This window comes from Paludibaculum fermentans, assembly GCF_015277775.1.
GTDB lineage: Bacteria > Acidobacteriota > Terriglobia > Bryobacterales > Bryobacteraceae > Paludibaculum > Paludibaculum fermentans.
Genome location: NZ_CP063849.1, coordinates 488,292 through 503,616, shown reverse-complemented (window position 1 = coordinate 503,616; position 15,325 = coordinate 488,292). Strand labels below are relative to the sequence as shown.

The following is a 15,325-nucleotide window of genomic DNA, read 5'->3' as shown; positions in this document are numbered from 1 at the left end:
CGTGAGCTGGACCAGCCGCACGCGCGCCCTGCTGAGCGGTCTCCTACGCCGCCGCCAGGTGGAAGATGACCTCGACGAAGAGGTCCGCACCTACTTCGAGATCCACGTGGAGCGCCGCATGGGAAAGGGCCAATCCCGAGAAGCGGCGCTGAGAGCCACCCGTCTGGAATATGAGGGTTTGGAACAGGTTAAAGAGAAAGTGAGGGATGCACGCATGGGTTCCAGCATTGAGACGCTTCTGCAGGATCTGCGCTACGCCGCCCGCGTGCTGCGCAAGAGTCCGGGCTTCACGTTCTTCGCCGTACTCACCATCGCGCTCGCCCTGGGCGCGAACGCCGCTATCTTCAGCCTCGTGGACGGAGTCCTGCTGAAACCCTCAAGTTATCCGGAGCCCGAGCGCATTGTGCAGATCTGGGAGAAACCGCCCGGCTACCAGCGAAACGGTGTTTCTGGTGGCAACTTCCGGGATTGGGCGAAGCAGAGCCATTCGTTCGAAGCGATGGCCGCTCTGACGGACGGCAGCATGAGCTTTACCGGCGGAGGGGAGCCGCGTTCCCTGCATGCACAAACCGTCTCGGCGCCTTATTTCGACGTGTTCGGCGCCCGCGCGGCCCTGGGGCGCACCTTTGCCAGGGAGGAAGACGAGCCAGGCAAAGACAAGGTAGTCGTGCTGACCAACCGGCTCTGGCAAGGCGTCTTCGGCGGAGAGCCCGGCGTCGTAGGCCGGCAGGTTAGCTTGAATGGCAGCTCCTACACCGTCATCGGCGTGCTGCCGGGCGGCACGGAGTATGATCGCGGCTGGCCGGATCTGTTCGTACCGCTGGTGCTGGCGCCGGATGCCGCCCGCAACTATCACTACCTGCGCGTGGTGGCGCGCCTGCGAGCCGGCGTCTCCATCGAGCAGGCGCGGTCAGAGATGGAAACGCTGGCCACACACATCGCAGACCTCTACCCGGCGGTCGGCAAGACTGGCTGGAGTGCTACAGTCGACCGCTATCTCGACCGCCTGGTGGGCCAGCAGATGCGCAGCACGCTGGTGATCCTGATGTCCGCGGTGCTGGCCGTCCTGCTCATCGGCTGTGCGAATCTGGCGAACCTGCTGATGGCGCGCTCGACACTACGCTCAAGAGAAATCGCGCTCCGCATGGCCCTGGGCGCGGGCCGCGGCCGCATGGTCCGCATGCTGCTGACGGAGAGCCTGTTGCTGTCTTCGGTCGGCGCCCTGCTCGGCGTCGGTCTGGGCGCGGGGCTGCTGAGATGGATCCAGAGCGTGCTGCCGCCCTACTACTTCCCCAACGAATCCAGCATTGCGCTGGACGGGCGCGTCCTGCTGTTCCTGGCCGCTGCCACCGTTCTCACCGGCATGGCGTTCGGCCTGGCGCCTGCGATTCAGGCAGCTCGCGGCAGTGCGGCGGAAGCGTTGAAGGAAGGCGGACGCGGCGGCTCGGCCAGCCGCGGCAAGTTCTTGGCCCGGCAGTGGTTTGTCGCCGTTCAGGTGGCCATGGCGTTTATCCTGCTCACGGGCGGCGGCCTGCTGATGCGCAGCTTGCACCGGCTGCTGAATGTCGACGTCGGCTTCGATGAAACCGGAGTGGTGGCCGGCTACCTGCCCCAGGACCGGCAGGGGAAACCAGAGGCGGAACAACTGATTCGTTATGCGAACCAGCTTGTGGAAGAGGCGCGCAGCCTGCCCGGAATCCAGGAGGCCGCCCTGGCCAGTGCCCTGCCCTTGCAGGGCTGGGGCGACGGAATGCCCTTCCACTTCCCGGGCAAAGCCCGCGAGAACCGCTCGATTGGATTCAAGGTCGTCACGCCCGGCTACTTCCCCGCCTTGCGCCTGCGCCTCATCGCCGGCCGCGTCCTGACTGAGCAGGACGTCGCTGGAGGCCCGCCGGTGATTGTCGTGAACGATTCGTTCGTGCGCAGTTACATGAAGGGCCAGAACCCGATTGGCCAACGTATCGTCGCCAACCGTCTGCTGCCCTCGCGCCGCGAAATCGGCGAGGAGGTCTCCTGGGAGATTGTCGGCGTGGTGAGCAGCGAGAAAAGCAATGGCCTCGACACCGCCACCGATGACGGCTGCTATGCGGCCTTCGCCCAAGTGCCCGTAATCGGCCTTGGCGTGGTTGCCCGCGGCAGCGGCGATCCATCGGCTCTGATCAAGTCGCTGCAGGCTGCCGTCTGGCGCGTCGACAGGAATCAGGTGCTGGACCGGCCCATGACGGTCGCACAAATGAAGGAGGAAACGGTGATGGACCGCCGTCTGCCGGCGCTGCTGCTGGGCGGTTTCGCCGTGCTGGCATTACTGCTGGCGTGCGCGGGCATCTACGGAGTCCTCTCGTTCGTGACGGCCCGGCGCACGCAGGAGATGGGGATCCGCGCAGCAATGGGAGCAACTCGCGGCGACCTGATGCGGCTCGTGGTGGGAGGCGGCTCTCTGCCCGTGCTGGCAGGTTTGGGCGCCGGCTTCGTGGGCGCGCTGGCCCTGGCGCGGTTCCTGCAATCCATGCTCTTCGCGACCTCTGCAATGGACGCGCTCACGTTGTTTAGCGTGAGCGCGTTGTTCCTCAGCGTCGCCATGGCGGCCTGCATCCTGCCCGCCTGGCGCGCGGCACGGGTGGATCCCATGTCGGCGCTGAGGCAGGAGTAAGGCGGTCAAGCCAAACGTCGTCGAAAACTACTGCTGCGAGGCTTCGAGGGCCTGGCCGAGATCCCACAGGAGATCCTCCAGATCCTCCAAGCCGACCGACAGACGGATCAGGTCGCCCGTCACACCAGCCGCCGCCTGCTGCTCCGGCGAAAGCTGCTGGTGCGTGGTGGACGAAGGGTGAATCACCAGCGACCGCGCGTCGCCGACGTTCGCCAGGTGCGAGAACACCTTCAGGTTATTGACGAACTTCACGCCCGCGTCGTAGCCGCCCTTGATGCCGAAGCTGAACACCGCGCCGGCGCCCTTGGGCATATATTTCTTCGCCAGGGCATTGTACGGGCTGGACTTCAGCCCGGCGTACTTCACCCAGGCCACGGAGGAGTGCTCCTCCAGCCATTCCGCCACTACCTGCGCGTTGTGCACATGGTGATCCATACGCATGCCCAGCGTCTCGATCCCCTGCAGGAACAGGAACGAGTTGAACGGGCTCAGCGCCGGCCCCAGGTCGCGCAGTCCTTCCACACGGGTCTTGAGGATGAAGGCGATGGCGCCGAAGACTTCAGCGAAGTTCATCCCGTGATAGGCCGGCGAGGGCTGGTTGATCATCGGGAACGGACCCTTCGACCAGTCGAACTTCGCGCCGTCGACAATGATGCCGCCAATGGACGTGCCATGACCGCCAATGAACTTGGTGAGCGAGTGCAGGACGATGTTGGCACCCCAGTCGATGGGACGGCAGAGATAGGGCGAAGCAAAGGTGTTGTCGATCAGGAACGGCAGGCCGGCATCGGCCGCGATCTTCGCCACGGCTTCGATGTCCAGCACGTTGCCGCGCGGATTCGACAACGTCTCGCCATAGATGGCGCGCGTCTTGGGTGTAATGGCCTTGCGGAAGTTTTCCGGATCGTCGGGCTCAACGAACGTCACATCGACACCCATGCGCCGGAACGTGACGTCGAACTGCGTGTACGTGCCACCGTACAGCGTACTGGAGGAGACGAAGTGATCGCCGGCCTGCAGCAACGAATTCAGCGCCAGGAACTGGGCGGATTGCCCCGACGCCACGGCCAATGCGGCCGCGCCATTCTCCAGCGACGCCACGCGCTTCTCCAGCACGTCGGTGGTCGGGTTCATGATGCGCGTATAGATGTTGCCGAACTTTTGCAGTGCGAACAATTGGGCCGCGTCGGCCGAATCGTCGAACGTGAACGACGTGGTCTGGTAGATCGGTACGGCGCGCGCCTTCGTGGACGGGTCAGGGTCGTACCCGGCGTGGAGAGCTCGCGTATTGAAGCCCAATTCGCGTTGCAGATCCTTAAGTTTGGACATTTTCCCTATGATGCCATGGCTGCGGCCCACGCGCAGGTTGACCCCCTCCAGTGAGGAGGCGCCGGGCAAATCCCCTCTGTCAACGGGGCCAAAGATACTCTCCGGACGGGATAGGACCTTGCCTGCTGCTCGCCGCATACTGGACGCATCCAAGAGAGGCAGAAGTGCAACGGTCGATCGAAAGGGACGATGATGCGAAACCTGGTGATCAAGCGAGCGCTGTTTATTTTCCTGTTGGTGATTGGCGTGCTGGCGGGCATTGAGGCATGGCATGTGATGAGGCATCCGAGTACGAGCCTCTTTCTGTTCTCGGGCCTGTTCGTCGCCGGACCCGTCTATTGGGCTTTGTTTGTATGGCTGTGGCTGAAGTATGACCTGACCGGGCCCGTCCCAGTGACGACGAGCCCCGGCGCAGCCAGCGAGCCGGAGGAGATCGAGGAGTGGCGCAGATCCTCGGTCCTGGCCATTCGCCACAGCGCCATCCACGGACGGAAGCTGATCGGCTAGCTCCGCCCTGCCGGATGGAATGGGGGCGCCTCGATTCCACGGGGCGCCCGCCGCAATTTACCGTTTGTACCCGATCTTGCGCAGCAGGCCATGCCGCCACTCGATATCGTCCGGACCCTCGACGCCCTTCGGCTTCTCGCCGTCGATGACACCCAACACGCCGCGGCCCTGCTCCGATTCGGCCACAATCACTTCCACCGGATTGGCCGTCGCGCAGAACAGGCCCACCACCTCCGGCACGTCCTTGATACGGGACAGCAGGTTGATGGGATACCCCTCGCGCATGCAGATGACAAACGTGTGGCCGGCCGCCACGGCTTGGGCGTTCTGGATCGCCAGTGCTTTCAAGGCGTCGTCGTTGCCGTCGGCGCGGATGAGGCACGCGCCGGAAGCTTCGCAGAACGCGATGCCGAATTTCATCTGCGGCACTGTATTGACGATGGCTTCGTAGAGATCCTCCACCGTTTTGATGAAGTGGCTTTGACCAACAATAATGTTGCCGTCCTCGGGAATGCTCAGGCGGACCGATTTCAGTTCCATGGCAACGAATATGGTATCGCGTCAGTTATCCTGACTCCATATGCGTCTCGCTCTGCTCCTACTCGCCAGCGCTCTCCTCGTTACCGCCGAAGAGCGTATCAACTCGGACGTCAACCAGAAGCTCCGCAAGGAAGAGGCCGCCAACTCGCAGGTGATGAAGACCCTGCACATGCTGACGGACCGTTACGGACCGCGCCTGACCGGCTCGCCCAACCACGAAGCGGCAGCTAAGTGGGCTCGCGACAAAATGACGGAGTGGGGCCTCAAGAATGCGCACCTGGAGTCGTGGGACTTCGGGCATCCTGGCTGGCTGAACGAGCGCGCCTCCGGCTACGTCACCGCCCCGGTGAAGGACAACCTGGTGTTCGAGGTTCTTTCGTGGACCCCTTCCACCAAGGGCGCGGCGAAGTCACAGGCGGTCTTGGTGGACCCGCCCAAGACCCCCACACAGGAGGAACTCACCGCATGGCTTGCCGCCAACAAGGACAAGGTCAGCGGCCGGATCGTCATGGTGGGCAAGCCCACCGTGGTGCCGGTCAACTTCACCGCCGTGGCCAAGCGCATGGATGACGAAGCCCTGCAGCGCCGGCTCTCCGGACAGGGCGGGCCCGGCGGACCCGGCGGCCCCAACCGCACGCCTCCGGCCAAGCCCGAGCCCGGCAAGCTCACCGCCGCCCAGGTGAACACGCAGTTGGACGAATGGCTGGTCGCCGGCGGAGCCCTGGTCCGGGTGAACGACGCCGCCATGGCCCACGGCATGGTCCGCGCGTTCAATAACCGGTCGTACGACCTCGCCAAAGTGGTGCCCACGGTCGTCCTGCGCAACGAGGACTACGGCCGCATCGCCCGCCTGCTGGACGACGGCGAAAAGGTGGAGATGGAGTTCGACATCACCAACCACGTCTACCCGGAGGGCAAGACCACCTATAACGTGGTCGCCGAGATTCCCGGCACCGACAAGGCTGACGAAGTCGTGATGCTGGGCGGCCACCTGGACTCCTGGCATTCCGCCACCGGCGCGACCGACAACGGCATCGGCTCCTCCATGATGATGGAGGCCGCGCGTCTCATCCAGTCGCTGGGCGAGAAGCCTCGCCGCACCATCCGCATCGCTCTCTGGAGCGCGGAAGAGCAGGGCCTGCTGGGTTCCCAGGCGTATGTGAAGGAGCACTTCGGAACGTTCGAAGAGCCGAAGGCCGAGTTCGGCAAGCTGGTGGCCTATTTCAACATCGACAGCGGTACGGGCCGTGTGCGCATGGCCAACGTCTTCGGACCGCAGGAAGCGGCCGACGTACTGAAGTCTGCGCTGGATCCGTTTGCCGATCTCGGAGTCGCCGGAGCCTCGGCCAGCAAAAGCCGCCGCACCGGAGGCACCGACAGCACGTCATTCAACGCGGCCGGCCTGGCGGGCATCGGCTTGGGCCAGGATCCGATCGAGTATTTCGGCACCACGTGGCACACCAACCTGGATACGTATGAGCGCATCGTGCCCGAGGACGCGATGAACGCGTCGATCGTCATCGCCGGAGCCGTGTGGCATCTGGCGAATCGCGACGAGATGCTGCCGCGATTCACGAAGGAGCAGATGCCGGAACCGGTGAAGCCGGGACGCGACTAGCCCCGTCAACCAACTGAATGCAAGCGAGGGCTGGCGATCTGCCGGCCCTTACTTTTTCTCCTGCGCCTGGGCCGCCTGGTACTCTTCGTAGGTCCCCGGGAAGTCTTCAATCTTGCCGTGGTCGAAGTGCCAGATGCGCGTCGCCACTTCTTCGATCACATCGTGATCGTGCGTCACCAGCAACACCGTACCCTCATACTTCTGCAGCGCGATGTTCAACGCATTGATCGATTCCAGATCCAGGTGGTTGGTGGGTTCGTCCAACACCAGCAGATTCGGCTTCTGCAGCATCAGCCGGCAGAAGATGATGCGGGCCGCCTCGCCGCCCGAAAGGGCCTGTGTGGGCTTCAACGCATCGTCGCCGCTGAACAGCATCTGCCCCAGCAGCCCGCGCAACTCTTCCTGCGACGCGCGCGGGTCGAACTGGTAGAGCCACTCGATCACCGTCATCCCGTGCTGGATCGACTCGCGATGGTCCTGCGCGAAGTAGCCAACCGAGACCTCGTGCCCCCACGTAACGGTGCCTGCGTCGATCGCAAACGCCCGGTCCGCTTCATCGACACCGCCCGGCGCATTGCGCAGCACGCTGCGCAGCATCGTGGTCTTACCGCAGCCGTTGCGGCCCATCAATGCAATCTTCTCGCCGCGAGCGATCTTGGCCGAGAACTTGGTAATCACCTTGAGATCGTCGTACGACTTCGACAAGCCCTGGATCTCGAGCGGATGGCGGCCGGAGGGGCGCTCGATCTGGAAGCGGATGAACGGCCGTTGGATATTCGAACGCGCCAGGTCGGAGTTCTGCAGCCGTTCCACTTCCTTCTTGCGCGATGTCACCTGGCTCGACCGCGTACCGGCCGAGAACCGCGCGATGAACTCATTCAACTGGGCGATCTTCTTCTCGCGCTGCTCGTTCTGGGCCTCGATGCGCGACCGGATCTGCATCTTCGCCAGCACCATGTCGTCGTAGCCGCCGGTGTAGGTGATCACCGTCTCGTAGTCGATATCCGCCGTGTGCGTGCAGACACTGTTGAGGAAATGGCGGTCGTGGGAGATGACGATCAGCAGCCCTTCATACTTGCAAAGGTAGTCCTGCAGCCAGTGGACCGAGTCCAAATCCAAGTGGTTCGTCGGTTCGTCCAACAGCAGCACTTCGGGATTGCCGAACAGCGCCTGCGCCAGCAGCACGCGAACCTTCTGCCCGCCTTGCAACTCACCCATGCGGCGCTCGTGCAGTTCGTCGTCGACACCCAGCCCGGACAACAGGATGGCCGCGTCGCTCTCGGCGCTATAGCCGCCTTCTTCGCCAACGATGCCTTCCAACTCACCCAACCTCATCCCGTCGTCGTCGGTGAGCAGCGCGGGGTCCTTCTCGTACAACACCTCACGCTCCTGCATCGCCTGCCACAGCGGAGCATTGCCCATGATCACCACGTCCAGCACGCGGAATGCGTCGAAGGCGAACTGATCCTGCCGCAACACGCCCATGCGCTTGGGTTTAGTGACCGAGCCCTTAAAGGCATCCAGCTCGCCGGTGAAGATCTTCATCAGCGTCGACTTCCCCGCTCCGTTCGGCCCGGAAATGGCGTAGCGCCGCCCGGGCAGAAACGTAGTGGTGACGTCTTCGAACAGAATCTTGGCGCCGAAGCGCATGGTGAGGTTGTTGACGGAAATCAAGGAAATACCATTTTAGCGAAAACGCCCATTTTTCGCCAAGTTTCTTCGGCCGCCCTGCTCCGAGCCGCTCCTGACCCCAGCCTTCCAGGCAGCCCGGCCGGCGCCCGGGACCCATCGGCGCCACCCCGGAAATCACCGTCGTCGGAACCCTCCTGGCTACAGCCGCCCCACCCATCCGCGCTAGTCTGAAATACATGCCCCAGGTGCTGCCCCAATGATCGGACTCGTGGAAATCCAGAAGGCCATGGCCCGCATCCGGGAGTCCATCCGCCTCTCCCCGCTCGTCCATTCCGAGTCCCTCTCCGCGCTCTCCGGCAACGAACTCTACCTCAAGCTGGAGAACCTGCAGCGCACGGGCTCGTTCAAGGAACGCGGAGCGCTCAACAAGATCCTTACGCTCACAGATCAGGAAAAGTCGCGCGGCGTCATCGCCGCCTCGGCCGGTAACCACGCCCAGGCGGTCGCTTACCACGCCACCGCGCGCGGCATTCGCTCCCGCATCTGCATGCCGCTCGCGACGCCCCTGGTGAAGGTTTCCGCCACCCGCGGCTATGGCGCGGAGGTGGTCCTGCACGGCCGCAATTACGACGAGGCCTACCAGGAAGCCGTGCGCCAGTGCGAAGCCGACGGCCTGACGTTCCTCCACCCCTTCGACGACGAGGCCGTCATCGCCGGCCAGGGCACGCTCGGCCTGGAAATGCTCGCCCAGAACCCGGCCCTCGACGTGATCATCGCGCCCGCCGGCGGCGGCGGACTCCTGGGCGGCCTGGCCTGCGCCGTCAAGGAAATCAACCCGCGCATCGAGATCGTCGGCGTGGAAGCGGCCCGCGTCCCGTCCATGGCCGCTGCCCTGAAGAGCACCGGCCCCGTCACCGTCGACGCCGCCACCACCATCGCTGATGGCATCGCCGTCCGCCGCGTCGGAGAGCTCACACTGCCGCTGGTCCGCAAATACGTCGATTCCATGGTCGTCGTCGAGGAGGAAGAGATCGCCAACGCCATCCTCCTGCTGCTGGAACGCGAGAAGATGCTGGCGGAAGGCGCCGGAGCGGCAGCCTTGGCCGCCGTGCTCCAGCGGAAGACCGCTTACCAGGGCAAACGTATCGGCCTGTTGGTATGCGGCGGCAACATCGACGTCACCCTTCTCTCCCGCATCATCGAACGCGGCCTGGTCAAGGATGGACGCCTGGTCCGCCTCCGCATCCACCTGACCGACCACCCCGGAGCCCTGCGCCGCCTCTGCGAAGTCATCGAGGAGCAGAAGGCCAATATCGTCGAAACCATGCACGACCGCGCCTACTACGGCGTCAACCTCGGCGACACCGTCATCGACGTCACCATGGAGACTCGCGGCACCAGCCATATTCAGGAACTCATGGCGGCCCTTACCACCGCCGGTTATGTGCATGAGCGCGTCCAATGATGTCAAAATGAAGACTTATGCGTCTTCTTCTTTTCCTGTGCGCTCTCAGTGTATGTCTACTGGCCCAGTCGCCATTGGGCACCGTAACAGGCCTGGCCGTCGACCCTAGCGGCGCTCCTATCCCCAGCGCTACCGTGGTGTTAACTAACGAGGCCACCGGCGTCCGCGTCGAGACCGCCACCAACAGCACCGGCAATTATCTCTTCCCGAACCTGGCCCCCGGCTCCTACAAACTCGCCGCCGAGGCCAAGGGCTTCCGCAAACTGGAAGCCGCCGGACTCTCGCTGGCCGCGTTCCGTACCCTGCGCCAGGACCTGCACTTCGCACTCGAATCGTCGTCGGCTGAAGTCACCGTCGCCGAATCCGCCTCGCCCGTCATTCAGACCGAGTCGCCCAGCGTCTCCTTCGGCCTCTCGAAGCAGCAGATCCAGGAACTGCCCTCCAATCTGCGCAGCGTCTACAACAACTCCGGCGACTCCGGCCTCATCGCCAACCTCATGCCCCTCACCGTGCCCGGTGTCGTCCAGATGGGCAGCGGAGCCTATTGGATGGTGCCCGGCGGCGGCCCCAACGGCCTGAAGCTCAAGGTCGACGGAATCGAAACCAACTTCGGCAACTTCGGCAGCCCGGACCCCGTCTCCCAGCCCTCCATGGAAGCCGTTGAGGAGTTCACCGCCAACCTCACCACCAACCGAGCCGAATTTGGCGGCCTCGGCACGGTCACCACGGTGACCAAGTCCGGCACGAATCAGTATCACGGCGACCTCTTCTGGTACGGCAAGAACGCCGCGCTCGACGCCCGCAACCCCTTCCTCACCGCCCGCCCGTTCCAGAACATCCACGACTTCGGCTTCAGCGCCGGCGGCCCTCTCCGCAAGGATAAGACCTTTGCTTTCCTCACGTTTGAGGAGATCCGCGGCGTCCGTAGCTACCCCTTCACCTCCAGCGTCCCCACGCTCGCCCAGCGCGGCGGGCAGTTTAACGCCGCCGTCCGCGACCCCTTCGCCAACAACGCGCCCTTCACCGACAACAAGATCCCCGTCAGCCGCCTGACGCCGGAAGCCCTGAAGGCCCAGGCGCTGCTCTACCCGCTGCCCAACTTCGGCGACGCTTCACTCACCGCCGGCAACTACCGCGCGGCCTTCAACGGCCCGGAAGTCCATCACCTCTTCGAAACCCGCATCGACCACAACTTCACCAGCGCCCACTCCGCCTTCCTGCGCTACCAGTGGAAGTACGACGACTACGACATCCCCGGCGCCCGCGGCCAGCTGCCACCCGTCACCGAAGGCACTTCCAAGAACCTGCGCCAGATGAACTTCGTCAGCTTCGGGGACATCTGGACCGTCAGCCCCACTCTATTCAATGAGTTCCGCGCCGGCCTGGTCGCGCTGGAATCAAAATCGTCCGCCGACGTGAAGGGCCAGAGCCTGCTCGACCAGATCGGCATCACCGGCCTGCCTGTCCGCTCCGGAGCTCCTGGTGTACCGAACTTCGCCGTCACCGGCCTCAGCACCTACACCCAGAGCCTGCTGAACCCCGTGGTCGACAATCACTGGCAGCTCGCCGACAACATCACCAAGATCGCCGGCCGCCACACCTTCAAGGCCGGAGCCGAGATGGTGCACTGGATGGTGAACAAGCACGTCACTTCGAACGCCGCCCTGTTCGGCAACTTCTCGTTCCAGAACCGCTACACCGGCCAGCCCTACGGCGACTTCCTGCTGGGCCTGCCCACCACCGTCACCCGCCTCGACCCCTACGCCGCCCAGTACTTCCGCTGGACCGATGCTTCGTTCTACGTCCAGGACGACTTCAAACTCAACGCGCGCCTCAGCCTGAACTACGGCATCCGCTACGAGTACAACCAGCCCGCCTCGGCCCGCGGCGACAACTTCTACAACTTCGACGTCGCCACCGGCGCGGCCGTGCTGCCGACCTCCGCCGCGCGCAGCCTCGTCAGCCCCTACTACCCCTCCACCCTGCCCATCATCACCGCCGACAGCATCGGCCTGGGCCGCTCGCTGCGCACTTCCGACAACAACAACTGGGCCCCGCGCGCCGGCTTCTCCTACCGCGTCGACAACTCGGGCAAAACCGTCATCCGCGGCGGCGCCGGCATCTACTACGGCCACTACTCCGTCGGCGCTCTTGGCGGCCAGATCGCCGGCCCCTTCGCCGTCTCCACCACCAGTAACAACGCCTTCGCCAACGGAGCCCCGCTGTTCACCCTGGCCCAGCCCTTTGCCGCCCCCGGCAGCGCCGGCACGCTGAATCTGAACGGCTTGGCGTCAGACCTCAAGAACACCTACTCGCTGCAGTATTCGTTCACGCTCGAGCGTGAACTGTCCCGCGACTTCGGCCTGCGCCTCAGCTACATCGGCTCCAAGGGCACGCAACTGCCCTACATGCGCAACATCAATCAGCCCCGCGCCTCGTCCGTGGCCTTCGCCCAGTCGCGCCGCCCCTACCCCATCTACAACAACGTGGTCTTTGCGGAAAACGGAGCCAATAACAGCTACCAGGGCCTCCAGACCGGCATCACCAAGCGCATGTCACGCGGCCTGCAGTTCAACTCCACCTGGGTCTGGGCCAAGGAGCTCAGCGAAGTGGACGACACCAACAACGCCGAGATCAACACCCAGATCGAGGACGCCTACGACCGCCGCCGCGACCGCGCCGATGTCTACTCCATCCCCCGCCACCAGTGGATGAACCAGGCCTTGTGGGAACTCCCCCTGGGCAAGGGCAAGCTCCTGGGCGGCTGGCAGCTCAATGCGCTCATTAACTTCAGCACCGGCAACTGGTTGAACCCGCAGTTCTCCGGCAGCGACCCGTCCAACACCAACAATGTCGGCGGCCGCCCCGATGCCATCAGCGCCGTCAGCTACCCGGGGACGCTCGGCGCCTGGTTCGACCGCACAACGTTCGCGGTGCCCACTGCCGGCCGCTTCGGCAACGCCGCCCGCAACTCTGTCGAAGGACCCGGCTATGTGGTGTTCAACGCAGGGGTGATGAAGAAGGTGAGGTTTGAAAAGGCGGGCGAAGTGCAGATCGGGGCTTCGTTCCAGAACCTGCTGAACCACGTCAACTACGGCCAGCCCAACATGACCGTGAACAACGCCAACGGCGGCGTCATCACCAGCACCCACGTCTTCCTGCCGGCCGGTTCACCGCGCCAGGGCCAGTTGAATCTGCGCTGGAAGTTTTAGTAATAAAAGGGGCTACCGGGTAGCACCGGTAGCCCCTTCTGTTTTACCGCTTCCCGAACTGACGGTTCGGCACAACGTGCTGGCTCGAGGAGAGTGGAGCCGCTCCGTCGCCCGCGATAGACACCGTCACCGCCGGACTGGTGAACTCGCCGACACGGACCACCAACGGAACCGCGCTGCCCGGCTGGATCTGGTCCGGCACGTGAATCCGCACGTACAGCACCGGTCCCAGCAGACCCGGTTTCCCGCCCGCGTACAGCACCTCGGCATCCACCCCGCCGATGCTCGCCGTCACCGTCAGCTTCGGCAGGGGGAAGTTGAAGGGAATGTACGTTTCATCGATACTGTCGTTCTGAGGATCAGTGATCCCCACACCGGTAATCAACCCGGAGATCGTCGTCGACGGATAGGCCGGATTCTGCGGTGAGTTGGCCGTTGCATCTTCGTTGTCGAAGGCGCCCGCGCCCACACCGGAACCGTCCACGGTGGAGATACCCGGATGAGCATCCGTCACTTCCAGCGCCTGGGGTTCCGTTGTCAGGCCGTCATGTTGCAGTGTCACCGTGACCGAAGTTTTGCCGATCACGGAATAAGGCACCACCGCCAGAGCCTTGGTGGACGACGCATAAACGATGGATGCCGGCTGGTCGTCGAACAGCACCTTCACTCCGCCCAGAATCTGGGGCAGCGTGCCGGTGCTGCTGTCGTCGGCCTTGTACTCCACCGCCGTGTCCGGACCGATGCCCGTACCCGTGATGGCCACCAGTTCGCCCGGTGAGACCGCGCCGCCCTGCATGCTGAACGCGTTGCCAACCGTGATCTCAGAGAGACCGTTGCTGCCTCCGGACCGGAGCCCGTAGACCGCGATCTGATTCGAGAACGTCGGAACGTAGACGCGGCCGTTGGCCACGGTCGGATTCCCGAACTTGGCGAAACTGGGCAGCGTATCCCCAGCCGCCATGTCGCTGTTCCAGATTTCCTGCGTCAGGTCCGTGGCATCAAAGGCGTGGAAAACGCCCGGCCACGGACGGCCCACGTTGCCGCCGTCGGTGGAGGTGGTCCACAGAATCGCCGTCGAAGGATCATTCTGGTTCGATGAAACGGTCATCCCTAGAAACGGAATGCCGCCCGCGTTCACAGATTCGTTCACCGGCGTCGTGTCGAACTTTCCGTCCTTGAGCTGATAGGCCCGCACCGGAGCGCCGAAGCCCTGCACGAACAGCAACGGAGCCCCCGGCCGATTCCAGTACGCCATGTTGTACAGTCCCGCCTCGGCAATGCGGAAGCTCTGCACCGCCAGCGGGTTACCTTCGCTCATCTGGCCCATGTTGCCGCGCTTGATCACGTACAACACACCTTCCTTGCCGCCGCCGATCAGCAGATCGGTCCCAGGCAGGGGGATCGGCGTGGTGGAGCCCAAATCGTTGTCCACGTCGTTCAGATACTGCCAGTTGTCCGGCGTGAACGAGTCCAGTACCCCCAAATTGGCGTCAAGCTTCAGAAAGCTCTGCCCAAAATCCCGCTGGCCGTCGAAGCCTCCGTTCGCCGTAGCCGTGTAGATGTTGCCATCCTCGTCCACCGATGGGCCGTGGCCGGTCATCCAAAAGGAGGCGCCCTCGGCATCCGGGGAAGTGTTCAGGACAGACACCTGCTGGGTCAGATTCGCGGCGCTGTAGCCGAACAGCCAACCGTGATAGACACCGGAATCACCATGGGAGCCAAATCCGACGTACACCACTCCGTCGTGGAGCAGCAGCGCTGGACGCTGGATATGGGCAAACGGCACAAAGGACACAATTCCGTCCTTGTTGTCGCTGCCGACGCCTTCCACCTGGCCGGAAATGGTGACCGGCCCGCCCGCCACCTGGACGCCGGTCGCCAGGTCCAAACCGTGTAGTTTGAACGAGTAAGCGCGATCGCTGTAGGTGGAGGCGACCACATAGATCGTATTGGTCGAGGCCTCGATCACCGGAGTCGATAGAATCCCAACTTCCGGACTGATGTCGGTGTAGTAGTACTCGATGCTGTAGTTGGCCGAGGGCACGGGCGTACCCAGGCTGACCTTCCACAGCGGTGGATTCGTGGGCGGAGCCGCCGCATCAAAGGCGTACACCGAGTTGTGCATAGTGGCGACGACCAGGATATTCCGCTTCCCATAGCCGGGTACTTCCACACCGGATACGTACAGCGGCTGGGCGTAAACCTGGCCATCTACTTGCAGTGAATAGAGTTTCCCAAATTGGTTTGGGTTGACGTTCGAGTGCTGCAAAACCGTCTCCGAATTCGTGGAATTCGTTCGGAAAGAATCGTAATTTGCAGTCAGAACGTTGACTTGAGCGTAGAGAGATCCCGACATTGCGCAGAGCGCCAGC

9 protein-coding genes are annotated in these 15,325 nt (G+C 63.7%); 5 read left to right on the top strand and 4 right to left on the bottom strand.

What is annotated here, in order from left to right; genetic code table 11:
• Position 1: 1 nt before the first annotated feature.
• Positions 2 to 2,650 (top strand): ABC transporter permease, encoded by a 2,649-nt coding sequence (locus tag IRI77_RS01975; RefSeq protein ID WP_194450418.1) that lies wholly within the window; start codon positions 2 to 4, stop codon positions 2,648 to 2,650.
• Between the two features lie 27 nt (positions 2,651 to 2,677).
• Here the strand turns inward: IRI77_RS01975 and IRI77_RS01970 are convergent, their stop codons facing one another.
• Positions 2,678 to 3,979, bottom strand: a complete 1,302-nt coding sequence (locus tag IRI77_RS01970) for an O-acetylhomoserine aminocarboxypropyltransferase/cysteine synthase family protein (RefSeq protein WP_194450417.1) — start codon at positions 3,977 to 3,979, stop codon at positions 2,678 to 2,680.
• A gap of 189 nt (positions 3,980 to 4,168) precedes the next feature.
• Between IRI77_RS01970 and IRI77_RS01965 the strand changes: the two genes are divergently transcribed.
• The gene (locus IRI77_RS01965) at positions 4,169 to 4,486 is read left to right on the top strand and encodes a hypothetical protein (protein WP_194450416.1); all 318 of its coding nucleotides are present in this window, start codon (positions 4,169 to 4,171) and stop codon (positions 4,484 to 4,486) included.
• 57 nt (positions 4,487 to 4,543) lie between these two features.
• Here the strand turns inward: IRI77_RS01965 and IRI77_RS01960 are convergent, their stop codons facing one another.
• Entirely contained in the window at positions 4,544 to 5,026 is a 483-nt protein-coding gene (locus IRI77_RS01960) for an adenosine-specific kinase (RefSeq protein ID WP_194450415.1), read from the bottom strand.
• 40 nt (positions 5,027 to 5,066) lie between these two features.
• On the opposite strand from IRI77_RS01960, the gene IRI77_RS01955 reads away from it, so the two are divergent.
• Entirely contained in the window at positions 5,067 to 6,644 is a 1,578-nt protein-coding gene (locus tag IRI77_RS01955; protein WP_194450414.1) for a M20/M25/M40 family metallo-hydrolase, read from the top strand.
• Positions 6,645 to 6,692: 48 nt separating this feature from the next.
• Here IRI77_RS01955 and IRI77_RS01950 read toward each other — a convergent pair whose 3' ends face one another.
• The gene (locus IRI77_RS01950) at positions 6,693 to 8,318 is read right to left on the bottom strand and encodes an ABC-F family ATP-binding cassette domain-containing protein (RefSeq protein WP_194450413.1); all 1,626 of its coding nucleotides are present in this window, start codon (positions 8,316 to 8,318) and stop codon (positions 6,693 to 6,695) included.
• Positions 8,319 to 8,532: 214 nt separating this feature from the next.
• Here IRI77_RS01950 and IRI77_RS01945 point away from each other — a divergent pair, with 214 nt between their 5' ends.
• Together IRI77_RS01945 and IRI77_RS01940 are read left to right on the top strand one after the other, a co-directional pair.
• The gene (locus tag IRI77_RS01945) at positions 8,533 to 9,741 is read left to right on the top strand and encodes a threonine ammonia-lyase (RefSeq protein ID WP_194450412.1); all 1,209 of its coding nucleotides are present in this window, start codon (positions 8,533 to 8,535) and stop codon (positions 9,739 to 9,741) included.
• 17 nt (positions 9,742 to 9,758) lie between these two features.
• Complete coding sequence (locus IRI77_RS01940; RefSeq protein ID WP_194450411.1) at positions 9,759 to 12,953, top strand: TonB-dependent receptor; 3,195 nt, start codon at positions 9,759 to 9,761, stop codon at positions 12,951 to 12,953.
• Between the two features lie 43 nt (positions 12,954 to 12,996).
• Here the strand turns inward: IRI77_RS01940 and IRI77_RS01935 are convergent, their stop codons facing one another.
• On the bottom strand, positions 12,997 to 15,222 hold the full coding sequence (locus tag IRI77_RS01935; RefSeq protein ID WP_194450410.1) for a hypothetical protein: 2,226 nt from the start codon (positions 15,220 to 15,222) through the stop codon (positions 12,997 to 12,999).
• Positions 15,223 to 15,325 lie beyond the last annotated feature (103 nt).